This window comes from Citrobacter sp. Marseille-Q3906 (assembly GCF_916618775.1).
GTDB lineage: Bacteria > Pseudomonadota > Gammaproteobacteria > Enterobacterales > Enterobacteriaceae > Citrobacter > Citrobacter murliniae.
Window position 1 is genome coordinate 2379683 of the sequence record NZ_CAKAKA010000002.1, and the last position, 24146, is coordinate 2403828.

General features: G+C 51.5%; 16 protein-coding genes. 12 read left to right on the plus strand and 4 right to left on the minus strand.

All coding sequences use genetic code 11. The annotated features are described in order from the left end of the window. The first annotated feature begins 108 nt into the window (after nucleotides 1-108). Both rcsD and rcsB read left to right on the plus strand, forming a co-directional pair. On the plus strand, nucleotides 109-2778 hold the full coding sequence (gene rcsD, locus LG384_RS15645; RefSeq protein WP_045445415.1) for a phosphotransferase RcsD: 2670 nt from the start codon (nucleotides 109-111) through the stop codon (nucleotides 2776-2778). A gap of 16 nt (nucleotides 2779-2794) precedes the next feature. Continuing rightward, the gene (gene rcsB / locus LG384_RS15650; protein ID WP_045445418.1) at nucleotides 2795-3445 is read left to right on the plus strand and encodes a response regulator transcription factor RcsB; all 651 of its coding nucleotides are present in this window, start codon (nucleotides 2795-2797) and stop codon (nucleotides 3443-3445) included. Between the two features lie 65 nt (nucleotides 3446-3510). Here rcsB and rcsC read toward each other — a convergent pair whose 3' ends face one another. Then, nucleotides 3511-6357, minus strand: coding sequence for a two-component system sensor histidine kinase RcsC (rcsC, locus tag LG384_RS15655; protein WP_045445421.1), 2847 nt, complete (start codon nucleotides 6355-6357; stop codon nucleotides 3511-3513). Between the two features lie 166 nt (nucleotides 6358-6523). Here rcsC and atoS point away from each other — a divergent pair, with 166 nt between their 5' ends. The 6 genes from atoS to LG384_RS15685 all read left to right on the plus strand — a co-directional run bounded on the left by atoS (nucleotide 6524) and on the right by LG384_RS15685 (nucleotide 13787). Then, nucleotides 6524-8362, plus strand: a complete 1839-nt coding sequence (gene atoS / locus LG384_RS15660) for a two-component system sensor histidine kinase AtoS (RefSeq protein WP_225761313.1) — start codon at nucleotides 6524-6526, stop codon at nucleotides 8360-8362. Then, nucleotides 8359-9744 (plus strand): acetoacetate metabolism transcriptional regulator AtoC, encoded by a 1386-nt coding sequence (gene atoC / locus LG384_RS15665; RefSeq protein WP_045445434.1) that lies wholly within the window; start codon nucleotides 8359-8361, stop codon nucleotides 9742-9744. Before atoS ends, atoC begins: the two co-directional genes overlap by 4 nt. A gap of 196 nt (nucleotides 9745-9940) precedes the next feature. Next, a complete protein-coding gene (gene atoD, locus LG384_RS15670) occupies nucleotides 9941-10600 on the plus strand; it encodes an acetate CoA-transferase subunit alpha (protein ID WP_048221006.1) in 660 nt (219 codons plus the stop codon). A 2-nt stretch (nucleotides 10601-10602) separates the two neighbouring features. Then, nucleotides 10603-11253 (plus strand): 3-oxoacid CoA-transferase subunit B, encoded by a 651-nt coding sequence (locus tag LG384_RS15675; RefSeq protein ID WP_045445441.1) that lies wholly within the window; start codon nucleotides 10603-10605, stop codon nucleotides 11251-11253. After that, a complete protein-coding gene (locus LG384_RS15680; protein ID WP_045445444.1) occupies nucleotides 11250-12572 on the plus strand; it encodes a TIGR00366 family protein in 1323 nt (440 codons plus the stop codon). The genes LG384_RS15675 and LG384_RS15680 overlap by 4 nt, the downstream gene beginning before the upstream one ends. 30 nt (nucleotides 12573-12602) lie before the next feature. Further along, a complete protein-coding gene (locus tag LG384_RS15685) occupies nucleotides 12603-13787 on the plus strand; it encodes an acetyl-CoA C-acetyltransferase (protein WP_225761203.1) in 1185 nt (394 codons plus the stop codon). Between the two features lie 43 nt (nucleotides 13788-13830). On the opposite strand, the gene gyrA is transcribed toward LG384_RS15685, so the two are convergent. After that, on the minus strand, nucleotides 13831-16467 hold the full coding sequence (gene gyrA / locus LG384_RS15690) for a DNA topoisomerase (ATP-hydrolyzing) subunit A (protein ID WP_045445460.1): 2637 nt from the start codon (nucleotides 16465-16467) through the stop codon (nucleotides 13831-13833). Between the two features lie 158 nt (nucleotides 16468-16625). Here gyrA and ubiG point away from each other — a divergent pair, with 158 nt between their 5' ends. From ubiG to yfaE, 4 genes are all read left to right on the plus strand, one after another. Beyond that, a complete protein-coding gene (gene ubiG, locus LG384_RS15695; protein WP_045445462.1) occupies nucleotides 16626-17354 on the plus strand; it encodes a bifunctional 2-polyprenyl-6-hydroxyphenol methylase/3-demethylubiquinol 3-O-methyltransferase UbiG in 729 nt (242 codons plus the stop codon). A gap of 439 nt (nucleotides 17355-17793) precedes the next feature. Next, nucleotides 17794-20079: a class 1a ribonucleoside-diphosphate reductase subunit alpha gene (gene nrdA / locus LG384_RS15700; RefSeq protein ID WP_225761204.1), complete on the plus strand. Its 2286-nt coding sequence runs from the start codon at nucleotides 17794-17796 to the stop codon at nucleotides 20077-20079. Between the two features lie 112 nt (nucleotides 20080-20191). After that, nucleotides 20192-21322 carry a class Ia ribonucleoside-diphosphate reductase subunit beta gene (nrdB, locus tag LG384_RS15705; protein WP_045445468.1) on the plus strand — a complete coding sequence of 377 codons (1131 nt, stop codon included), beginning with the start codon at nucleotides 20192-20194 and terminating at the stop codon, nucleotides 21320-21322. After that, nucleotides 21322-21576, plus strand: coding sequence for a ferredoxin-like diferric-tyrosyl radical cofactor maintenance protein YfaE (gene yfaE / locus LG384_RS15710; RefSeq protein ID WP_045445471.1), 255 nt, complete (start codon nucleotides 21322-21324; stop codon nucleotides 21574-21576). The genes nrdB and yfaE overlap by 1 nt, the downstream gene beginning before the upstream one ends. Before the next feature lie 37 nt (nucleotides 21577-21613). On the opposite strand, the gene glpQ is transcribed toward yfaE, so the two are convergent. Together glpQ and glpT are read right to left on the minus strand one after the other, a co-directional pair. Next, nucleotides 21614-22684 (minus strand): glycerophosphodiester phosphodiesterase, encoded by a 1071-nt coding sequence (gene glpQ / locus LG384_RS15715; protein ID WP_225761205.1) that lies wholly within the window; start codon nucleotides 22682-22684, stop codon nucleotides 21614-21616. Nucleotides 22685-22687: 3 nt separating this feature from the next. Further along, on the minus strand, nucleotides 22688-24046 hold the full coding sequence (gene glpT / locus LG384_RS15720; RefSeq protein ID WP_045445476.1) for a glycerol-3-phosphate transporter: 1359 nt from the start codon (nucleotides 24044-24046) through the stop codon (nucleotides 22688-22690). Between the last annotated feature and the right edge of the window lie 100 nt (nucleotides 24047-24146).

The window sequence follows — 24146 nt, forward strand, 5'->3', positions numbered from 1 at the left end:
CGGTAAAAAATGCTGTACTACGGGCGTTGCGTTAGTATGGCAATTCATACATTACCCTTTATACTGCCCCATCATCTTTAGCGTCGTTTTAACAGGTCATAAACACGAATGAGTCAGTCAGACACAACGGTTTCTACCCGATTCTCCCTGTTGCCGGGAAGTATTACCCGTTTCTTCTTATTACTGATCGTTGTGCTGTTAGTGATGATGGGCGTGATGGTCCAGAGTGCGGTCAACACCTGGTTAAAAGATAAAAGCTATCAGATAGTTGATATCACTCATGCTATCCATAAAAGGGTCGATACCTGGCGGTACGTAACCTGGCAGATCTATGACAACATTGCCGCCACAACCACCTCCTCTACCGCCGACGGGCTACAAGAGACTCGCCTTAAACAAGATGTTTACTATCTTGAAAAACCCCGCAGAAAGACCGAAGCGCTTATTTTCGGTTCACACGACAGCTCGACGCTGGAGATGACCCAGCGCATTTCGACCTATCTGGATACGCTGTGGGGAGCGGAGAATATTCCGTGGTCAATGTATTATCTGAATGGTCAGGACAATAGCCTGATCCTTATTTCAACGCTGCCGCTAAAAGATCTCTCTTCCGGCTTTAAAGAGTCAACGATAGGTAATATCGTCGATTCACGCCGTGCTGAAATGCTGCAGCAGGCCAACGCGCTGGACGAACGTGAAAGCTTCTCCTCCCTGCGCCGCCTGGCCTGGCAAAACGGACATTACTTCACGCTACGTACTACGTTTAATCAGCCGGGGCATCTGGCAACCGTCGTCGCTTTTGATTTGCCAATTAATGATCTTATCCCACCAGGAATGCCGCTGGACAGCTTCCATCTGGAACCGGATGCCACCTCAACGGCCGAACATCTTAATGAAAAAGAATCACCTGACAGCGTCAGTATCAGCTTTAACAACAGTAAAATTGAGATCTCCTCTGCGCTGAACTCAACGGATATGCGACTTGTCTGGCAGGTACCGTTTGGTTCATTGCTCCTTGAATCTTTGCAAAGCATCCTGCTACCGCTATTACTGAATATCGCCCTGCTTGCCCTGGCGCTGTTTGGCTATACCACCTTTCGCCACCTCCCTGCCCGCTCGACCGACGTGGCGCCAAACCTTGCCGCCAATAATGAATTACGCGTTCTGCGGGCCATTAATGAAGAGATTGTTTCCCTGCTGCCTCTGGGTTTACTGGTACATGACCAGGAGGCGAACCGTACGGTCATCAGTAATAAAATTGCCGACCACCTGCTGCCGCATTTAAATCTGCAAAACATTACCAGCATGGCGGAACAGCATCAGGGCATGATTCAAGCCACTATTAATAATGAACTGTATGAAATCAGGCTGTTCCGCAGTCAGATTTCACCGCGTACACAGATCTTTATCATTCGTGACCAGGACAGAGAAATTCTGGTTAATAAAAAGCTGAAACAAGCACAGCGTCTGTATGAGAAAAACCAACAGGCCCGCGCTGCCTTTATGCAGAATATAGGCAGTGCTCTGAAAGAACCCGCCAGAATACTTGCCGTCAACGCTGCCGCGCTAAATACGCCTGACAGTCAGAAGCTGGCAAATCAGGCTGATATTCTGGTTCGTATGGTGGATGAAATCCAGTTGGCTAATATTCTGGAGAGCGACACCTGGAAAAGCGACCCAACGCTGTTTTCCATTCAGACGTTAATTGATGAAGTGGTCCCTGAAGTTCTGCCGGTGATTAAACGTAAAGGGCTACAGTTGCTAATCAAAAATCACCTCAGCGCCAGTGACGAGCGCCGTGGCGACCGCGATGCTTTGCGCCGCATTCTGATGCTGCTGATTCAGTATGCGGTAACCACTACCCAAATTGGTAAAATTACCCTCGAGGTTGACCAGGACGAGTCGGAAGCAGAACGTCTGACCTTCCGTATTCTGGATACTGGTGAAGGGATCACGTTAAATGAAATTGATAATCTGCATTTCCCGTTCATTAATGAAACGCAGAGCGATCGCTACGGTAAAGCAAATCCACTAACATTTTGGCTGTGCGATCAATTAGCCCGTAAACTGGGCGGACACCTGAATATTAAAGCACGGGAAGAACTTGGAACACGCTATATAGTCCATGTTAAAATGCCACTGCATGACCAGCATGCTGACATTGAAGAACGCCTGTTGGATGACGTCTGCGTGATGGTTGATGTCACCTCTAATGACGTACGTAGCATTGTGTTACGTCAGTTAGAAAACTGGGGAGCAACCTGCATCACGCCCGATGAACGGTTAAATAGTCAAGAATATGATCTCTTTTTAACTGATAATCCGTCTAATCTTACTGCCTCGGGCTTGCTTTTAAGCGATGATGAGTCTGGCGTGAGGAAAATTGGCCCTGGTCAGTTGCGCGTCAACTTTAATATGAGCAATGCGATGCAGGAAGCTGTCCTGGCGCTAATTGAAGAACAACTGGCGCAGGAAGAGATCCAACAACTCCCTCTCGGCGGAGATGAAAACGCCGAACTTCATGCCAGCGGTTACTATGCGCTCTTTGTGGACACAGTACCGGATGATGTTAAGAGGTTGTATACTGAGGCAGCAACCAGTGATTTCGCTGCGTTAGCTCAAACCGCCCATCGCCTGAAAGGCGTGTTTGCCATGCTTAATTTGGTACCCGGCAAGCAGTTATGTGAAGCGCTGGAACATCTTATTCAAGAGAAGGATGCTCCAGGTATAGAAAAGTATATCAGCGACATTGACAATTACGTCAAGAGCTTGCTGTAGCAAGGTAGCCCAATACATGAACACTATGAACGTAATTATTGCCGATGACCATCCGATTGTGCTGTTCGGCATTCGTAAATCACTTGAGCAAATCGAGTGGGTGAATGTTGTCGGCGAATTTGAAGACTCCACTGCACTAATCAACAATTTGCCAAAATTAGATGCCCATGTGTTGATTACCGACCTCTCCATGCCTGGAGATAAATACGGTGACGGGATCACGTTAATTAAATACATCAAGCGTCATTTCCCGAGCCTGTCGATTATCGTTCTTACCATGAACAACAACCCGGCTATCCTGAGCGCAGTACTGGATCTCGATATTGAAGGGATCGTCCTTAAACAAGGTGCGCCAACTGACCTGCCGAAAGCGCTGGCTGCGCTGCAAAAGGGCAAGAAATTTACCCCGGAAAGCGTCTCTCGCCTGCTGGAGAAAATCAGTGCCAGCGGTTATGGTGACAAACGTTTGTCACCAAAAGAGAGCGAAGTCCTGCGCCTGTTTGCCGAAGGTTTCCTGGTCACTGAAATCGCTAAAAAACTCAACCGCAGCATTAAAACCATCAGTAGCCAGAAAAAGTCTGCGATGATGAAGCTCGGTGTGGAAAACGATATTGCATTGCTGAATTATCTGTCGTCCGTGACATTGAGCCCGTCAGACAAAGACTAATTCACTTAGAGCCTGGCTCTAAGCTCAGAAATGCCTGATAGCGCGTTACGCTTATCAGGCATTTTTTATACCCGCGTTTTTCTGACCCGCTCTGCGTAGACCGCCAGCGTTTGCTTCAGCACATCTAACGTCACAGGCTTGGACAGACAACTATCCATACCTGACTCCAGGCATCGCTGCTTCTCTTCTGCTAACGCATTAGCCGTCACACCGACAACCGGCAACGTTAAGCCCAACTGGCGAATGCGCTGCGTCAGACGATAACCGTCCATATTCGGCATATTGACGTCACTCAGCACAATGTCGATATGGTTTTTGCTCAATACATTTAGCGCATCCACACCGTCATTAGCAGTTTTACACTGATATCCCAGCGATCCCAGTTGATCGGCCAACAAACGGCGGTTTATCGGATGATCGTCGACCACCAGAATCATCATGTCATCGTTCGTGCTACCGATCTTATCCGGGGCTGGTAGCGCGCTTGAAAGTTCTTCATTGCCCAGTTCAACGCTGTAAATATGCGCCAATAGCACAGGCAACTCGTGCGGTGATGCCACACTGTGCACCCACTCACCCGGCGCTCTTTCCAGCGGAATACCAATATGGCGACGGCAGAAAATAACCGCTGCTCGCCCCTTCCAGGCCTGTTCCTGCGCATCATCAGCAATCAGTACATCATCCGCCTCAGGCTGCTGACCTTCATAGCGCAGTACTGTCATCCCCGCACTCGCCAGGCTGGTTTCGATAAAGTGATACAGCGAGGCGTTACGCACCGCCAGCCAGCAACGCGTACCCGCAAGGCCTTCAGCCCCTTTTTTCAGCGGGTATTGCGCACCATAAAGTGGAATACGCAACGTAAACTGGCTACCCATTCCCGGTTCAGAATCAACGGAGATATCTCCGTCCATCATGCTGATCAGTTTTTCACAAATTGCCAGCCCCAGCCCGGTTCCCTGGAAATTGCGCTGCACCCCTGTCCCCACCTGGAAGAAAGGATCAAACAGGCGCACGACCTCTTTGGCCGGAATGCCCACGCCGGTATCACGCACGCGAATACTGAGGTAGTCCCCGCTGCACTGCACATGCAGCACAATACAGCCGGTATCGGTGAATTTAATCGCATTGCTCAACAGGTTAGAAATCACCTGCTGCAGGCGCATCGGATCACCATTTAACGCCACCGGCACATCCGGTTCGATAAAACAGTACAACCCAAGTTGCTTGCGAACCACCAGCGGCAGGTAGTTGGCAGTAATATGGTTCATCACTTCTCGCGGTGAAAACTCACGCGGCTCAATCTTCAGCTGTTCAGATTCGATTTTCGAGAAGTCGAGAATATCGCTAATAATTTTCAGCAACAGACTGGAGGAGTTATTCATCGCCGTCACCAGGCGATCCACCCCATCAGGAAGTTCCTTCGTTTGCAGCAGGTCGAGATTACCGATAATGCCATACAGCGGGGTACGCAGCTCATGGCTCACCGTCGCCAGGAACATCGATTTAGACTGGCTTGCCTGTTCCGCCGCCTGAGCCATCTCCTGCAACGACTCTTCCATTTTGACGCGAGCGCTGACATCCACCAGTACACAAATCGCTACGTTTTCATTGCGATAACGTGAGTGCACAAAGCTGATTTGCAGATTGGTATTATTGCTGGTTAGCACATCAACAAAATTAACCTGCTGGCCGCAGATAATTTGCGTTAGCCGTTGCCGGTCCTCATGCGTCAGCATGTTCAGGTAGGTATGAGCCAGCTCATTGCTCAGGATGTTAATGCCGTCTATGGTGCGCAGAATACAAATGCCGACCGGCGCGGAAGCAACAATTTTACGGTTAAACTGCTCATGTTCTTCCAGTCGCTGCGCGTCACTTTCCGCAGGAATGAAGATACGTCGCTCATACATACGCATGAGCATAAATAGTGCCGCACCCACCAGCACATTCAGCAGAATCGCGTTCAGGATCAGCATGCGGATCCGCTCCAGTACCATATCGACCGGAACGGAATAGACAATGCTGAGTGATGATGGCGGCAGATTTTTCTTCAACACCAGCTCACGAAAACCCGGCGTATAACCAAACCAGGAGCGTTCCTGCATCCAGCGCGGTTCAGCTTTGATATTGCCTTCTGGACCGGTCAACGAAATCAACGCATGACCATTTTCATCGAGGATTGTCACACCCATCGGCAAGTTGCCTGGTGTGAAGAAATTCTCCATACGAATCGGCTGCTCCACACCCAGCATCGCCTGCAGGCGATTCGCCAGATAAACTGGTGTAAGCGCATAAAAATACCCTACACCGGGACGCGGCCCCTGGCTTATCCAGAACAGGTTATTGCCGTTTTCTTCCTGTGGCGCGTTACGGTATTTGATGATGCGCTCATGTAGCGCTTTCAGAGCGACGTCACGTTCAACAGGCATATCACGCAGGCCGAAATTGGCCATGCAGAGGTTATCACTGCCGATCAGGAACACACGATTCAAATCGTAAGCGGCAGAAAAATTGTCTCGCCAGTAGCGCATAAACCACGCCAGCGATTCCAGCGATCCGCGCCAGGTATTCCCCATTACCGTACAGTCGGAATCGGCAAACAACGGCTCAAAATTAGGCACGACGGTTTTATCATCCCGTGCCCGTTGGGACATCACACCGTTTTCCGCCGTTAAGCGATTTTCAGCAATATATTTCAGCTCTTTTATCACGTCAGAAGTGCGCTGAATGTAGCGTTGGGCCTGATCGGAGCTGAGGTTAAACTCCTGACGAATCTCAGACTCTCTCTGATGCAACGCATTCACAATGTAGAACACAGAAGCAAAAGCAATCAGAAGCCAAACCAGTAGCGCCAGCGCCCTGAACAGATAGCGTGAAACTTTTAGGGTTGCATGAACGGAAGCAAGGTATTTCAAAAGGGCGAAGCTCCGCCTCAGGGAATCAATAAAGTGTGGTTAAGGTAGCGGGAAATGCCCCGCATCGCAATGCCATCTCTTTGCGGGAGTATGATAGACCGCTGAGAAACCGTTGCCTCAACCCGTGATAATCGTGTTTGACCAAACACACTACATGGATGTCATGATGCGCAATCTGAAAGGGCTCATATGCCGCTTATATCCGCGACGTTTACGCAATCAGATGATCATGATGGCCATTCTGATGGTTATTGTACCAACAATATCTATTGGTTATATCGTAGAAACCGAAGGCCGTTCAGCAGTCTTATCTGAAAAAGAGAAAAAATTATCATCGGTAGTAACCCTGCTGAACGATGAGTTGGGCGATCGCTTTAGCCACTTCGATAATCTGCCGCGTGAAGCGCGTATTCGTGCGCTTAATGAAGAGCTGAGCTCCATTACAGAACGGATCACACAGGCGTTTCCCGGCGTGGGTGCAGGGTATTACCACAAAGCGCTGGATGCGATTATCACCTATGCACCCTCTGCGCTTTATCAAAGCAATGTTGGTATCACCATCGCGACAGACCATCCCGGACATGAGGTGATGGACAACAACACCCCTGTAGTCTATTCAGGACGACAAGTTCGCGGTGACATTCTCAACTCAATGATCCCAATAGAACGGCATGGCGAAGTCATTGGTTATATATGGGCTAACGAACTGACGGAAGATATCCGCCAGCAAGCCTGGCGAATGGACGTCAGGATCATTGCCGTTCTGGCAGCCGGATTAGTCAGCAGCCTGCTACTTATCGTTCTCTTTTCACGCCGATTCGGCGCCAATATCGACATCATCACTGACGGGCTCTCGACGCTGGCGCAAAAAACCCCAGCTCGTCTTCCTAACCTGCCCGGCGAGTTGGGACAAATTAGCCGCAGCGTCAATGCGCTGGCACAAACATTACGCGAAACCAAAACGCTTAACGACCTGATTATTGAGAACGCCGCAGATGGCGTCATTGCAATCGACAGACAGGGTGACGTCACCACCATGAACCCGGCGGCGGAGCAGATAACAGGCTATAAGCTACATGAGCTGGTTGGGCAATCCTATGCAAAGCTGTTTGCTAACACAGGGTTCTACAGCCCGGTGCTGGATACCCTGGAGTACGGTACCGAGCATGTCGCGCTGGAGGTCAGCTTTCCTGGGCGTGAACGAACTATTGAGATAAGCGTCACCACCAGCCGAATCCATAACGCTCATGGCGAGTTGATCGGCGCACTGGTGATCTTCTCAGATTTAACAGCCCGCAAAGAGACACAACGCCGTCTGGCACAAACAGAAAGGCTCGCCACACTCGGTGAACTAATGGCCGGGGTGGCCCATGAGGTACGTAATCCTCTGACGGCAATACGCGGGTATGTCCAGATCATCCGCCAGCAAACTTCTCAGCCGGAGCATCAGGAGTATTTATCCGTTGTGCTAAATGAAATTGATTCAATTAATAAAGTTATCCAGCAACTGTTGGACTTCTCACGCCCGCGGCAAAGCCAGTGGCAACAGGTTCGACTCAATGCGCTGATTGAAGAGACGCTGATCCTCGTGCAAACCTCCGGTATTCAGGCCCGTATCAGCTTTACAACAGAATTAGATGCCAGCCTGACAGCGATCGTCGCCGATCGAGAACTGCTCAAACAGGTGATCCTGAATATTTTAATCAATGCAGTACAGGCGATAGGCGCACGAGGTGAAATTCGGATCCGCACCTGGCAATACACCGCTTCGCAGCAGGCAGTAATGATTGAGGATAATGGCAGTGGGATTGATATTGCCTTACAGAAGAAAATATTCGATCCATTCTTTACCACAAAAGCGTCAGGCACAGGTCTGGGACTGGCACTGAGCCAGCGCATAATCAATGCGCATCAAGGGGATATCCATGTAGTCAGCATGCCTGGCTGCGGCGCAACTTTCACTCTTATTTTACCGATCAATCCTCAGGGAACCTTGTCAGAATGAAAACCACATACCGTATTCTCATCGTTGATGACGAAGAAAATGTCCGCCGTATGCTTACCACGGCCTTTTCGCTGCAAGGACATGAGACACACTGTGCCAGCGACGGCAAAGCAGCGCTTAGCCTGTTTGCTGACACACAGCCCGATGTGGTGCTGATGGACATTCGTATGCCAGAAATGGATGGAATCGACGCACTGAAAATCATGCGAACCCAGCAGCCACGGATCCCCGTCATTCTGATGACGGCCTACGCCGAAGTAGAAACGGCAGTAGAGGCATTACGTAGTGGCGCATTTGACTACGTGATTAAGCCGTTTGACCTGGACGAACTTAACCTGGTGATTCAACGCGCATTGCAGTTACAGGCGATGAAGCAGGAGATCCGCAGTCTTCATCAGGCCCTCAGCACCAGCTGGCAATGGGGGCATATCCTTACGACCAGCCCGCTGATGATGGATATTTGCAAAGATACGGCAAAAATCGCGCTCTCACAGGCAAATGTACTGGTTAGCGGTGAAAGCGGCACGGGGAAAGAACTGATAGCCCGCGCAATCCATTACAACAGCCGACGTTCCAGCGGTCCGTTTATAAAAATAAACTGTGCCGCGTTACCAGAATCATTGCTGGAGAGCGAGCTGTTTGGTCATGAAAAAGGCGCATTTACCGGCGCGCAGACATTACGGCAAGGATTGTTCGAACGCGCTCATCAGGGGACGCTGTTGCTTGATGAAATTGGTGAGATGCCGCTGGTTCTACAGGCGAAACTACTACGAATTTTGCAGGAACGAGAATTCGAACGCATCGGTGGGCATCAAACCATTCGCGTTGATATTCGTATTATTGCCGCCACCAATCGCTGCCTGTACACAATGGTAAAAGAAGGAACCTTCCGCGAAGACTTGTTTTATCGGCTAAACGTGATTCATCTGGCCCTGCCCCCATTACGTGAACGCCGTGAAGACATCGCTCTGTTAGCTAACCATTTTTTACAAAAATTCAGTTCGGAAAATCAGCGAGATATCATTGAAATTGATCCGACAGCCATGTCAATCCTCACGGCCTGGCCATGGCCGGGAAATATTCGCGAACTGTCCAACGTGATCGAACGCGCGGTGGTCATGAATACCGGTGCGGTAATTTTTGCTGAAGACCTGCCCGCCCAGTTCCGCTCTCCCGTAAGCGCAATAACGGAAGTAAAACCCGCCCAGACCGGAGAGCGGAACCTGAAAGAAGAGATTAAACGCGAAGAAAAACGGATCATTGTTGAAGTCCTCGAACAGCAGGACGGAAACCGAACCCGCACCGCGCTAATGTTGGGGATCAGCCGACGCGCCCTGATGTATAAATTACAAGAATATGGTATCGACCCGTCAGGTTCCTGAGACAAAATTTGCTATGCAGAATTTTGCACACTGCGCAAAACTCTGCATAGTTCATTGACTTCCCGCTCACATCCTGCTTAAAAATAATCAATATAACTCAATGAGTTATAAATTATCACATCTGTATTATCATTCTGGCACCCTGCTTGCAATTCCCTGAGCGTACCCAAAATGGAGTATGTCAAAGGGAAACATAATGAAAACAAAACTGATTACCTTACAAGACGCCGCAGGCTTCTTTCGTGACGGCATGACCATCATGGTCGGTGGCTTTATGGGTGTTGGCACACCGCCTCGCCTTGTCGAAGCCTTACTTGAATCTGGCGTCAGGGATCTGACGCTAATTGCCAACGATACCGCATTTGTCGATACCGGGATCGGACCATTGATCGTCAATGGTCGGGTAAGCAAAGTGATTGCTTCACACATTGGCACCAATCCTGAAACCGGACGCCGCATGATTGCAGGCGAGATGGACGTCCAACTGGTTCCGCAGGGCACTCTCATTGAGCAAATCCGTTGCGGCGGCGCGGGTCTCGGCGGTTTTCTGACGCCAACCGGCGTTGGTACCGTAGTTGAAGACGGCAAGCAAACCATGACGCTTGATGGCAGAACCTGGCTGCTCGAACGCCCGTTACGTGCAGACCTGGCGCTTATTCGCGCTCACCGCTCAGACATGCTGGGCAATCTTACCTACCAACTTAGCGCCCGCAATTTCAACCCACTGATTGCCCTCGCCGCCGACATCACGCTGGTTGAGCCAGATGAAATGGTCGAAACAGGTGAGCTTCTTCCTGACCAGATAGTCACCCCTGGCGCCGTTATCGACCATATCGTTATTCCACAGGAGAGCTAATCATGGATGCTAAACAACGTATTGCGCGCCGCGTGGCGCAAGAGCTTCGCGATGGCGATGTTGTAAATTTAGGCATTGGCCTGCCGACGATGGTCGCCAACTACCTGCCAGATGATATTCATATCACGCTACAGTCTGAAAACGGTTTTCTGGGACTTGGTCCGGTAACGACCGCGCATCCTGATCTGGTTAACGCGGGTGGGCAGCCGTGTGGAATTTTGCCGGGTGCTGCCATGTTTGACAGCGCCATGTCATTTGCGCTTATTCGCGGTGGCCACGTCGATGCCTGTGTACTCGGTGGGTTACAGGTCGATGAACAGGCTAACCTCGCCAACTGGGTCGTCCCCGGCAAAATGGTACCAGGCATGGGCGGCGCGATGGATCTGGTGACGGGTGCTCGTAAAGTGATTATCGCCATGGAACATTGTGCGAAAGATGGCTCGGCGAAAATCCTCCGTCACTGCACGATGCCGCTCACGGCTCAGCATGCAGTGCACATGCTGGTGACCGAGCTTGCTGTCTTCCGTTTCCTTGATGGCAAAATGTGGCTCACGGAAATTGTCGAAGGCTGCGATATCGCTACTCTGCGTGAGAAAACTGAAGCGCAGTTCGACGTCGTCAGCGATCTGGTCATCCAGCGAGGTGACGAATGATTGGCCGTATATCTCGCTTTATGACGCGCGTGGTCAGCCGCTGGCTTCCTGACCCACTGATTTTTGCAATGTTGCTCACGCTGCTGACCTTTGGGATCGCGCTATGGCTGACGCCGCAAACCCCGATAAGCATGGTGAAATTCTGGGGGGATGGGTTCTGGAACCTGCTGGCGTTTGGTATGCAGATGGCGCTGATCATCGTAACCGGTCATGCGTTAGCGAGTTCAGGGCCGGTTAAAAGCCTGCTGCGCACGGCGGCCTCAGCAGCAAAAACCCCCGCTCAGGGTGTGATGCTGGTGACTTTTTTTGGTTCGGTTGCCTGTGTGATCAACTGGGGTTTCGGTCTGGTTGTTGGGGCGATGTTTGCCCGTGAAGTCGCCCGACGGGTCCCTGGTTCCGATTATCCGCTGCTGATTGCCTGCGCCTACATCGGTTTTCTCACCTGGGGTGGCGGTTTCTCCGGCTCAATGCCGTTGCTGGCAGCAACGCCGGGCAACCCGGTTGAGCATGTCGCGGGGTTGATCCCCGTCGGCGATACCCTGTTTACCGGTTTTAATATCTTCATCACGCTGGCGCTGATTGTAGTGATGCCGTTCATCACGCGCATGATGACGCCGAAGCCGTCTGATGTCGTCAGTATCGACCCTAAGTTACTGCTTGAAGAGGCGGATTTTCAGAAGAAATTACCCGCGGATGCCCCGCCGTCAGAAAAACTGGAAGAGAGCCGTATTCTGGCCCTGATCATCGGTGCGTTAGGAATTGCTTATCTGGCCATCTATTTCGCCGAGAAAGGCTTCAACATCACCATTAACACCGTCAATCTGATGTTTATGATTGCTGGTCTGCTGCTGCACAAAACGCCAATGGCCTATATGCGCGCCGTCAGCGCCGCAGCACGCAGTACCGCCGGGATCCTGGTGCAATTCCCCTTCTACGCCGGTATTCAGTTGATGATGGAGCACTCAGGTCTCGGCGGACTGATTACCGAGTTCTTCATCAACGTCGCCAATAAAGACACTTTCCCGCTGATGACCTTTTTTAGCTCTGCGCTAATTAACTTTGCCGTGCCATCAGGCGGCGGACACTGGGTTATTCAGGGGCCATTCGTTATGCCAGCTGCGCAGGCACTTGGCGCTGACCTCGGCAAGTCAGTCATGGCTATCGCCTATGGCGAGCAGTGGATGAACATGGCGCAACCGTTCTGGGCGCTGCCTGCACTGGCTATCGCCGGGCTGGGTGTGCGCGACATCATGGGGTACTGCATCACCGCCCTGCTCTTTTCCGGGGTCATTTTTGTTATCGGTCTGACCTTGTTCTGACGGCAACCACTCACTTTAAAGGAACAGAAGATGAAAAATTGTGTCATCGTCAGCGCGGCACGTACCGCTATTGGCAGCTTCAACGGCGCCCTGGCGACCACCAGCGCCATCGAACTTGGGACTACCGTAATTAAATCCGCACTTGAGCGCGCCCACCTTGACCCGCAGCAGGTTGATGAGGTCATCATGGGTAACGTGTTGCAGGCAGGTCTCGGACAAAACCCGGCACGCCAGGCATTGTTAAGAAGTGGTCTCTCCGACACCGTTTGCGGTTTTACCGTCAACAAAGTGTGCGGCTCAGGTCTCAAAAGCGTCGCACTTGCCGCGCAGGCAATTCAGGCCGGGCAGGCACAGGCAATTGTCGCCGGAGGTATGGAAAACATGAGCCAGGCCCCCTACCTGTTAGACGCCAAAGCCCGCTGGGGGTATCGCCTCGGGGATGGACAGCTATCCGATGTCATCCTGCGTGACGGTCTGATTTGCGCCACCCACGGTTACCATATGGGGATCACGGCTGAAAATGTTGCCCGTGAATACGATATCAGCCGGGAGATGCAGGATGAACTGGCGCTGATTTCGCAGCATAAAGCAGTGGCTGCGATAAATTCCGGCGCGTTTCAGGCGGAAATAGTGCCCGTCAGCGTGACATCCCGAAAAAAAACCATTGTCTTTGAGCGTGATGAATTTCCAAAAGCTGACTCTACGGCTGAAGGTCTTGCCGCGCTGCGTCCGGCTTTCGACAAAGCAGGCACCGTCACTGCAGGTAATGCTTCGGGGATCAACGATGGTGCTGCAGCCCTGGTAATAATGGAGGAATCTGCGGCGCTGGCTGCGGGACTGAAACCTTTGGCACGTATTAAAGCGTACGCCAGCGGCGGCGTCGCACCAGCAATGATGGGAATGGGGCCAGTACCGGCGACGCAAAAAGCGCTGCAACTGAGCGGGCTGCAACTGTCCGATATCGATCTTATCGAAGCCAACGAGGCGTTTGCCGCGCAGTTCCTGGCGGTGGGTAAAACGCTGGGCTTTGATACGCAAAAAGTTAACGTCAACGGCGGGGCTATCGCGCTTGGTCATCCTATCGGTGCCAGCGGAGCACGTATTCTGGTCACGCTGCTTCATGCCCTACAGGCGCGGGATAAAACGCTCGGACTGGCAACGCTGTGTATCGGCGGCGGTCAGGGAATTGCCATGATCGTGGAAAGGATGAACTAAAAAAAAGGGCCGGATTTCTCCGGCCCTTCTCATAACAGCTTAATTACTCTTCTGCGTCATCCGCAGCATCGTCATCGCTTTCCGCTTCAGGCGCGATATCATCGTCCCCTTCTGCGGCGCTACCGTCGATAGAATCAAGCTCTTCATCATCAACCGGTTCAGCAACACGTTGCAGACCCACGACATTTTCATCTTCCGCAGTACGGATGAGGATAACGCCCTGGGTGTTACGCCCTACCACGCTGATTTCCGACACGCGAGTACGCACCAGCGTACCGGCATCGGTAATCATCATGATCTGGTCGCTATCTTCAACCTGCACCGCGCCAACAACAGAACCGTTTCGCTCGGTGACTTTAATTGAGATAACGCCCTGCGTCGCACGAGACTTGGTCGGATACTCTTCTGCTGCGGTACGTTTACCGTAGCCGTTCTGCGTTACGGTCAGGATGGCACCTTCACCGCGCGGAACAATCAGAGAAACGACTTTGTCTTCTCCTGCCAGTTTGATACCGCGTACGCCGGTCGCAGTACGACCCATCGCACGGACGGCGTCTTCTTTAAAGCGCACCACTTTACCGGCGGCAGAGAACAGCATAACTTCATCGTTACCTGCTGTCAGATCCACGCCAATCAGCTCGTCGCCTTCGTTAAGGTTAACCGCAATGATACCGGCAGAACGCGGACGGCTGAACTCGGTCAGCGCCGTTTTCTTCACGGTGCCGCTGGCGGTTGCCATAAAGACGTTCACGCCCTCTTCGTACTCGCGTACTGGCAGAATAGCGGTAATACGTTCGTTAGCTTCCAGCGGCAGCAGGTTGACGATTGGACGTCCACGCGCGCCACGGCTCGCTTCCGGCAGCTGGTACACCTTCATCCAGTACAGACGGCCACGGCTGGAGAAGCAGAGGATCGTGTCATGGGTGTTGGCCACCAGCAGGCGGTCGATAAAGTCTTCTTCTTTAATACGTGCTGCTGACTTACCTTTCCCGCCACGACGCTGTGCTTCGTAGTCAGTTAACGGCTGATATTTAACGTAGCCCTGATGAGACAAGGTCACGACAACATCTTCCTGGCTAATCAGATCTTCGATATTGATGTCAGCGCTGTTGGCAGTGATTTCAGTACGACGCTCGTCGCCGAACTGTTCACGGATCAGCTCCATCTCTTCACGGATAACTTCCATCAGACGATCGGCGCTGCCCAGAATGTGCAGCAGTTCAGCGATCTGCTCCAGCAGCTCTTTGTATTCGTCGAGCAGTTTCTCATGCTCAAGGCCAGTCAGTTTCTGCAAACGCAGATCCAGAATCGCCTGGGCCTGCTGTTCTGTCAGATAGTACTGACCGTCACGCACGCCGAACTCAGGTTCCAGCCATTCAGGACGCGCGGCGTCGTCACCAGCACGTTCCAGCATGGCGGATACGTTACCCAGTTCCCAGGAACGGGCAACCAGCGCAGCTTTCGCTTCAGCCGGGGTTGGCGCACGGCGGATCAGTTCGATGATCGGGTCGATGTTTGCCAGCGCAATCGCCAGCGCTTCAAGGATGTGTGCACGATCGCGAGCTTTACGCAGTTCAAAAATAGTACGGCGTGTAACCACTTCACGACGGTGACGCACGAAGGCTGCGATAATGTCTTTCAGGTTCATGATCTTCGGCTGGCCATGGTGCAGTGCAACCATGTTGATACCGAAGGAAACCTGCAGTTGGGTCTGAGAGTAGAGGTTGTTCAGAACCACTTCCCCGACCGCGTCGCGTTTTACTTCAATCACGATGCGCATACCGTCTTTGTCAGACTCGTCACGCAGCGCGCTGATGCCTTCAACGCGTTTGTCTTTCACCAGCTCAGCGATTTTCTCGATCAGGCGTGCTTTGTTCACCTGATACGGAATTTCATGCACGATGATGGTTTCACGACCGGTTTTCGCGTCAGCTTCGACTTCCGCACGCGCACGAATGTACACTTTGCCGCGACCGGTACGGTAGGCTTCTTCGATACCACGACGACCGTTGATGATCGCGGCGGTCGGGAAGTCCGGGCCAGGAATGTGTTCCATCAGCCCTTCAATGCTGATGTCTTCATCGTCAATGTATGCCAGACAGCCGTTGATCACTTCCGTCAGGTTGTGCGGCGGAATGTTGGTCGCCATACCTACCGCGATACCGGACGAGCCGTTCACCAGCAGGTTAGGAATTTTGGTCGGCATCACGTCAGGAATACGTTCGGTACCGTCGTAGTTATCGACGAAATCAACCGTTTCTTTTTCCAGGTCAGCCATCAGCTCGTGGGCGATTTTCGACATACGGATTTCCGTATAACGCATCGCTGCTGCGGAGTCGCCATCGACAGAACCAAAGTTACCCTGACCATCCACCAGCATATAACGCAAGGAGAATGGCTGCGCCATACGAACAATGGTGTCGTAAACGGCGGTATCACCATGAGGGTGGTATTTACCGATTACGTCACCAACGACACGGGCAGATTTTTTATAGGCTTTATTCCAGTCGTTGCCCAATACGTTCATGGCGTAAAGTACGCGACGGTGTACCGGCTTCAGGCCATCTCGGACGTCCGGCAGCGCACGGCCAACAATGACCGACATCGCATAATCCAGATACGAGCTCTTCAGCTCTTCCTCAATGTTGACCGGTGTAATTTCTCTCGCAAGGTCGCTCATCTAACCGCTATCCCTCTACTGTATCCCGGATTCAAAGGTCGCAAATTATAACACACCCGTGCAGATTCAGGTAAATGGATTCCCCCAGAGAGAGGCTTTATTCATCCCGTCAGGCTGATATACTCGTTTGTATTGCTAATTCAGGAGTAGAAGCCCCAATGAATGCCGAAAAACCCCCGGTAACTCACAACGTTGACCATGAAGAAATTGCCAAATTTGAAGCAGTCGCGTCGCGCTGGTGGGATCTTGAGGGCGAATTTAAGCCTCTGCACCGCATTAACCCACTGCGCCTGGGCTACATTACCGAGCGCTCAGGTGGACTGTTTGGTAAAAAAGTTCTCGACGTCGGTTGCGGCGGCGGCATTCTGGCGGAGAGTATGGCGCGCGAAGGTGCTACGGTCACCGGTCTGGATATGGGCTTTGAACCGTTACAGGTAGCCAGACTTCACGCGCTGGAAAGCGGTATTCAGGTTGAATATGTGCAAGAAACCGTAGAAGAGCACGCCGCAAAACATGCGCATCAATATGACGTTGTAACCTGCATGGAAATGCTGGAACACGTTCCGGATCCGCAGTCAGTGGTCAGATCCTGCGCCAGGCTGGTAAAACCGGGTGGCGAAGTCTTTTTCTCCACGCTTAACCGCAATGGCAAATCCTGGCTGATGGCGGTGGTCGGGGCGGAATATATTCTGCGTATGGTGCCAAAAGGCACACATGACGTGAAAAAATTTATTAAGCCTGCTGAGTTGTTAGATTGGGTTGACCAGACTGTACTGAAGGAACGTCATATGACGGGTCTGCATTACAACCCGATCACTAACACCTTCAAACTGGGCCCAGGCGTCGACGTTAACTATATGGTACATACCACCGCACAAGCCGAGTAACACGCTCCATTACAAAGGCCGGATAAAGGGTTCTCCCCGCCATCCGGCATTTAGTTTGTTTGACCACGCTTTACTGCCATACCTACCAATCATTAGTAGCATCGCTAACGCAATTTTTGCGCCAAATCATAAGAACCTTCTGCACCTTCGACGAAGAAATCAGCACTCGATCAAATTTTCTATTTTTTTTCTCAATTATTGACATCCTCGCCAGGCCTTATAAGACGCGCACTTAGCGATTCTCACCCTTTTGCAACCTCAATTTAACCTCAAAATCAACTCTTGTGCTGAAAAGAATCCCTACTAGAATACTCACCATATAGCGTCTATTTTATCAAACAACCCCTATATATAGTATTTATCCACAGACTTAGTCACAACATGGCTCTGTGGATAATATGGGGGATATTTTTTCTTTCACGGACAGGTAAAAAACCACATGAATCAGAGTCTGCTGGTGACAAAGCGTGATGGTAGTACAGAGCGCATCAATCTCGACAAAATCCACCGAGTTCTGGATTGGGCGGCAGAAGGACTGAATAACGTATCGATTTCTCAGGTCGAGCTGCGCTCCCACATTCAGTTTTATGACGGTATCAAAACCTCCGATATCCATGAAACTATCATCAAAGCTGCCGCAGACCTGATCTCCCGCGATGCGCCGGATTATCAGTATCTGGCTGCCCGCCTGGCAATTTTCCACCTGCGTAAAAAAGCCTATGGTGAATTTGAACCGCCAAAACTGTTCGACCATGTAGTGAAAATGGTTGAAATGGGCAAATACGACAATCATCTGCTGGAAGACTACACGGAAGAAGAGTTCAAGCAGATGGACTCGTTCATCGTACACGACCGCGATATGACCTTCTCCTATGCTGCTGTTAAGCAGCTAGAAGGCAAATATCTGGTGCAAAACCGTGTTACCGGTGAGATTTATGAAAGTGCGCAGTTCCTCTACATTCTGGTAGCAGCCTGCCTGTTCTCTAACTATCCACGTGAAACCCGCCTGGAATACGTTAAACGTTTCTACGATGCCGTTTCTACGTTCAAAATTTCGCTGCCGACGCCAATCATGTCTGGTGTGCGTACTCCGACCCGTCAGTTCAGCTCCTGCGTACTGATCGAGTGTGGTGACAGCCTGGACTCTATCAACGCCACTTCCAGCGCGATTGTGAAATACGTTTCCCAGCGTGCAGGGATCGGTATCAACGCCGGCCGCATTCGTGCGCTGGGTAGCCCGATCCGCGGCGGTGAAGCGTTCCACACCGGCTGTATCCCGTTCTACAAGCACTTCCAGACCGCAGTCAAATCCTGCTCTCAGGGTGGCGTACGCGGCGGTGCTGCTACGCTGTTCTATCCAATGTGGCATCTGGAAGTTGAAAGTCTGCTGGTGCTGAAAAATAACCGTGGCGTTGAAGGTAACCGCGTTCGTCACATGGACTACGGTGTGCAAATCAACAAGCTGATGTACACCCGTCTGCTGAAAGGCAGCGACATCACCCTGTTTAGCCCATCCGATGTCCCGGGTCTGTACGATGCGTTCTTCGCCGATCAGGATGAGTTCGAGCGTCTGTACACCCAATATGAAAACGATGACAGCATCCGTAAACAACGCGTAAAAGCGGTCGAACTGTTCTCACTGATGATGCAGGAACGCGCTTCTACTGGCCGTATCTACATTCAGAACGTTGACCATTGCAACACCCACAGCCCGTTTGACCCGGCCATCGCACCGGTGCGCCAGTCCAACCTGTGCCTGGAAATCGCCCTGCCAACCAAACCGCTGACCGACGTTAACGACGAAAACGGTGAGATTGCGCTGTGTACGCTGTCAGCATTTAACCTCGGCGCAATTGAGAGTCTGGATGAACTGGAAGAGCTGGCTGTACTGGCTGTTCGCGCACTGGATGCACTTCTGGATTACCAGGATTATCCAATTCCGGCGGCAAAACGTGGCGCAATGGGCCGTCGTACGCTGGGTATTGGCGTGATCAACTATGCCTACTGGCTGGCAAAAAATGGCAAGCGTTACTCTGACGGCAGCGCAAATAACCTGACTCACAAAACCTTTGAAGCCATTCAGTATTATCTGCTGAAAGCCTCTAACGAACTGGCAAAAGAGCAAGGCGCGTGCCCGTGGTTTAATGAAACCACCTATGCCAAAGGTATTCTGCCGATCGATACCTACAAAAAAGATCTGGATGCGATCGTCAGCGAAGCACTGCATTACGACTGGGAACAACTTCGTGAATCGATCAAGACTCACGGCCTGCGTAACTCCACGTTGTCTGCCCTGATGCCGTCCGAAACCTCTTCGCAGATCTCCAACGCCACCAACGGCATTGAACCCCCACGCGGCCACGTGAGTATTAAAGCCTCTAAGGATGGGATCCTGCGCCAGGTTGTGCCGGACTATGAGCACCTGAAAAATGCCTATGAATTGCTGTGGGAAATGCCGAACAACGACGGCTACCTGCAACTGGTCGGCATTATGCAGAAGTTTATTGACCAGTCTATTTCAGCGAATACTAACTACGATCCGTCACGCTTCCCGTCCGGAAAAGTGCCGATGCAGCAGTTACTGAAAGATCTGCTCACCGCCTACAAATTTGGTGTGAAAACGCTGTACTATCAGAACACCCGTGACGGTGCAGAAGATGCGCAGGATGATCTGGTGCCGTCCATTCAGGACGATGGCTGCGAAAGCGGCGCATGTAAGATCTGATGAATGATGCCGGGTGGCGCTACGCTTACCCGGCCTACGATTGCACGGTTTGTAGGCCGGACGCGGTGCCTGCACCGCCATCCGGCGCTCATACCACAAAGGATTCACATCAATGGCATACACCACATTTTCACAGACGAAAAATGACCAGCTACTGGAACCGATGTTCTTCGGCCAGCCGGTGAACGTTGCACGCTACGATCAGCAAAAATATGACATCTTCGAAAAATTGATCGAAAAGCAACTCTCTTTCTTCTGGCGCCCAGAAGAGGTCGATGTCTCTCGCGATCGCATCGACTACCAGGCACTGCCAGAACATGAAAAACACATTTTTATCAGCAACCTGAAGTATCAGACGCTGCTGGACTCCATTCAGGGACGTAGCCCAAACGTGGCGCTGTTGCCGCTGATCTCTATCCCTGAGCTGGAAACCTGGGTTGAAACGTGGGCGTTTTCTGAAACAATCCACTCACGCTCCTACACCCATATCATCCGTAACATCGTTAACGATCCGGCGATAGTGTTTGACGATATTGTCACCAACGAACAGATCCAGAAACGTGCGGAAGGGATTTCCAGCTACTACGACGAATTAATCGAGATGACCAGCTACTGGCATCTGCTGGGCGAAGGTACGCACACGGTAAATGGCAAAACGATTGTCGTGAACCTGCGTGAGCTGAAGAAAAAACTATATCTGTGCCTGATGAGTGTTAACGCACTCGAAGCGATCCGTTTCTACGTCAGCTTCGCCTGCTCTTTCGCCTTTGCCGAACGTGAATTGATGGAAGGCAATGCCAAAATCATTCGCCTGATCGCCCGCGATGAAGCGCTGCACCTGACAGGTACGCAGCATATGCTGAATCTGTTACGCAGCGGCGTGGACGACCCGGAAATGGCAGAGATTGCCGAAGAGTGCAAACAGGAGTGCTACGACCTGTTTGTACATGCTGCACTGCAGGAAAAAGAGTGGGCAGACTATCTGTTCCGCGACGGTTCGATGATCGGTCTGAACAAAGATATTCTGTGTCAGTACGTCGAGTACATCACCAATATTCGTATGCAAGCGGTGGGACTTGATCTGCCGTTCCAGACACGCTCTAACCCGATCCCGTGGATCAACACCTGGCTGGTGTCTGATAACGTTCAGGTTGCGCCACAGGAAGTGGAAGTGAGCTCATATCTGGTCGGCCAAATCGACTCCGAAGTGAACACCGACGATCTGAGTGATTTCCAGCTCTGATGGGCCGCATTACCCTGCGCATTTCTGGCACACAGTTGTTGTGCCAGGATGAACATCCTTCCCTGCTCGCTGTGCTCGAATCGCACAATGTTGAGGTCGAATATCAGTGTCGTGAGGGCTATTGTGGTTCCTGCCGTACGCGTCTGGTAGCAGGACAGGTGGACTGGATTGCAGAGCCTTTAGCCTTTATTCAGCCAGGTGAGATCTTGCCCTGCTGTTGTCGGGCAAAAGGGGATATTGAGATAGAAATGTAGTTTTGTCGGGTGACGGCGAAGCCGCCACCCGGCACATTTAGCGCTTCTCTTTCAAAAAGCTCACCGCTTTATCCGGGAAATCAGTAAACAGCCCGTCAACACCCGCCTTGTTATACAGAATGTCATACAGCTGATTCACGTCAGTCGCGTAATCCGGCAGTTGATCGGCACGAACGGTATAAGGATGCACAACCATCTTGTTCTGATGAGCGTCCTGAACCATTGCGGTTAATGAGATATTGCCTTGCTTAGATTTCTCATCAACCAGCATGTGGTAATCCGGCCCAATGCCGTCCGCATACTCTGCCACCTGCTTCATCGCACCCGGTTTAAACATCCAGTCGTAGTTGTAATTAACCCAACTACCGTCTGGTTTTTTCTCCTGGGTTTCATTCCAGTCAGTGTACGCAATCAACTGCACCAGATTGAGATCCATCCCCATCTTCGGTTCCAGTTCATTTTTAATGCGTTTTAGCTCTGCGACGTCAAAACACTGCAGATAGACATTGTCTTCCTTGCCGGTATACCCATACTTTTTGAGTACCTCCAGCGTCTTAGCCGCAATATCCTTCCCTTCCTGGTGATGGAACCACGGTGCTTTCATTTCCGGGTAAATACCGATGTTCTTACCGGTGGAATGATTTAATCCCTGAACGAACTCAATCTCTTCTTCGAAAGTGTGCACGCGGAAATCAGATTTACCCATCGGGAAACGCCCTGGATATGTCTGCACCTTTTTGCCGTTTTCGATATCGAAGCCTTCAGTAAATTTCAGCGATTTGATCTCATCCAACGTAAAGTCGATAGCGTAGTAACGTCCATCTTTACGGGCACGATCCGGAAAGCGTTCGGCAACGTCGGTTACACGGTCAAGATAGTGGTCATGCAGGACGACCAGATGGTCGTCCTTAGTCATCACCAAATCCTGCTCCAGATAATCCGCACCCTGCGCATAGGCCATCGCTTTTGCGGGCAGCGTATGCTCCGGTAAATAGCCGCTTGCTCCACGGTGTGCAATCACAATCTTGTCTGCAGCGATGGCCGCACTGCTGGCCACCATACCGGTCAACATCAGCGCTACGCTGAGACTTTTCAATGTCGTTTTCATCTATTAGCCCCCGTTACGCTTCAGTTCCATCTCTTTGTGATGACGTTTTTCACCAATCATGACGACCACCAGCAGAATAACCGCCAGCACGCTGCCGCCAATCATCACCATAAAGCCGCCATCCCAGCCGAAGAAGTCAACGGTGTAACCGACAATGGCGCTTGCCGCCACAGAACCGCCCAGGTAACCGAACAGTCCGGTAAAGCCTGCCGCCGTACCCGCCGCTTTTTTCGGTGCCAGTTCCAGCGCATGCAGACCGATCAACATTACCGGGCCGTAGATCAGGAAGCCGATGATAATCATACAAGCCATATCAACGTTCGGGTTTCCTGCCGGGTTCATCCAGTAGACGATCGTCGCAATAGTCACCAGCGTCATAAAGAACACGCCGGTTGCGCCACGGTTACCACGGAAGACTTTATCCGACATCCAGCCGCATAACAGGGTGCCCGGGATACCTGCGTATTCATATAAGAAGTAAGCCCAGGAAGATTTATCCAGCGCGAAATGCTTCACTTCTTTCAGATAGGTCGGCGACCAGTCAAGGATGCCGTAACGCAGTAAATAGACGAACACGTTGGCGATGGCGATGTACCACAACAGTTTGTTCGGCAGAACGTACTGCATGAAGATCTGCTTCGCAGTCAGCTCTTCTTCTGCTTTTTCGTTGTAATCATCCGGATAGTCGTTCTTGTACTCTTCAATCGGCGGCAGACCGCAGGACTGCGGGGTATCGCGCATCAGAGCAAAGGCAAACAGGGCAACAACAATCGCGCCAAATGCCGGCATGTACAGCGCCGCTTTCCAGTCGTTAAACCAGGCCATCCCCAGCAGGAACAGCAGCGGTGGCAGACCACCACCAACGTTATGCGCGCAGTTCCAGACGGAAACGATGCCACCACGCTCTTTCTGTGACCACCAGTGCACCATGGTACGGCCACACGGCGGCCAGCCCATCCCCTGGAACCAACCGCAGAGGAACAACAGCACAAACATCACGGCAATGCTCGATGTCGCCCACGGTACAAAGCCCATAAACAACATCACTGCCGCAGCCAGAATCAAACCAGCGGGCAGGAAAACGCGCGGATTCGAGCGGTCCGAAACGGACCCCATGATGAATTTCGAAAAACCATAAGCGATGGAGATACCAGACAACGCAAAGCCCAGATCGCCACGAGAGAAACCCTGCTCAACCAGATAAGGCATCGCCAGGGCAAAGTTCTTACGTACCAGGTAGTACGCGGCGTAACCAAAAAAGATCCCCAAGAAAATCTGCCAGCGCAATCGACGATAGGTCGGATCGATCTCCGCTGCAGGCAAACGCGCTTTGTGTGGCGCCGGTTTAAAAATGCTCAACATATTGTAGCCTCCGTGGCCGTCTTTCGTTCGAAGGAAACACTGCAGTTTGTCGTAACAACCCTACCGCTCCCAGTGTGGCCGCGATGTTAAGGAATCATTC

What these genes read in the sequence shown, in the direction of transcription:
- atoC (WP_045445434.1), top strand. Translation starts at nt 8,359, where the DNA reads ATGAAAACCACATACCGTATTCTCATCGTTGATGACGAAGAAAATGTC.
- nrdB (WP_045445468.1), top strand. Translation starts at nt 20,192, where the DNA reads ATGGCATACACCACATTTTCACAGACGAAAAATGACCAGCTACTGGAA.
- rcsD (WP_045445415.1), top strand. Translation starts at nt 109, where the DNA reads ATGAGTCAGTCAGACACAACGGTTTCTACCCGATTCTCCCTGTTGCCG.
- LG384_RS15675 (WP_045445441.1), top strand. Translation starts at nt 10,603, where the DNA reads ATGGATGCTAAACAACGTATTGCGCGCCGCGTGGCGCAAGAGCTTCGC.
- ubiG (WP_045445462.1), top strand. Translation starts at nt 16,626, where the DNA reads ATGAATGCCGAAAAACCCCCGGTAACTCACAACGTTGACCATGAAGAA.
- LG384_RS15685 (WP_225761203.1), top strand. Translation starts at nt 12,603, where the DNA reads ATGAAAAATTGTGTCATCGTCAGCGCGGCACGTACCGCTATTGGCAGC.
- gyrA (WP_045445460.1), bottom strand. Translation starts at nt 16,467, where the DNA reads ATGAGCGACCTTGCGAGAGAAATTACACCGGTCAACATTGAGGAAGAG.
- atoS (WP_225761313.1), top strand. Translation starts at nt 6,524, where the DNA reads ATGCGCAATCTGAAAGGGCTCATATGCCGCTTATATCCGCGACGTTTA.
- LG384_RS15680 (WP_045445444.1), top strand. Translation starts at nt 11,250, where the DNA reads ATGATTGGCCGTATATCTCGCTTTATGACGCGCGTGGTCAGCCGCTGG.
- yfaE (WP_045445471.1), top strand. Translation starts at nt 21,322, where the DNA reads ATGGGCCGCATTACCCTGCGCATTTCTGGCACACAGTTGTTGTGCCAG.
- nrdA (WP_225761204.1), top strand. Translation starts at nt 17,794, where the DNA reads ATGAATCAGAGTCTGCTGGTGACAAAGCGTGATGGTAGTACAGAGCGC.
- glpT (WP_045445476.1), bottom strand. Translation starts at nt 24,046, where the DNA reads ATGTTGAGCATTTTTAAACCGGCGCCACACAAAGCGCGTTTGCCTGCA.
- rcsB (WP_045445418.1), top strand. Translation starts at nt 2,795, where the DNA reads ATGAACACTATGAACGTAATTATTGCCGATGACCATCCGATTGTGCTG.
- glpQ (WP_225761205.1), bottom strand. Translation starts at nt 22,684, where the DNA reads ATGAAAACGACATTGAAAAGTCTCAGCGTAGCGCTGATGTTGACCGGT.
- atoD (WP_048221006.1), top strand. Translation starts at nt 9,941, where the DNA reads ATGAAAACAAAACTGATTACCTTACAAGACGCCGCAGGCTTCTTTCGT.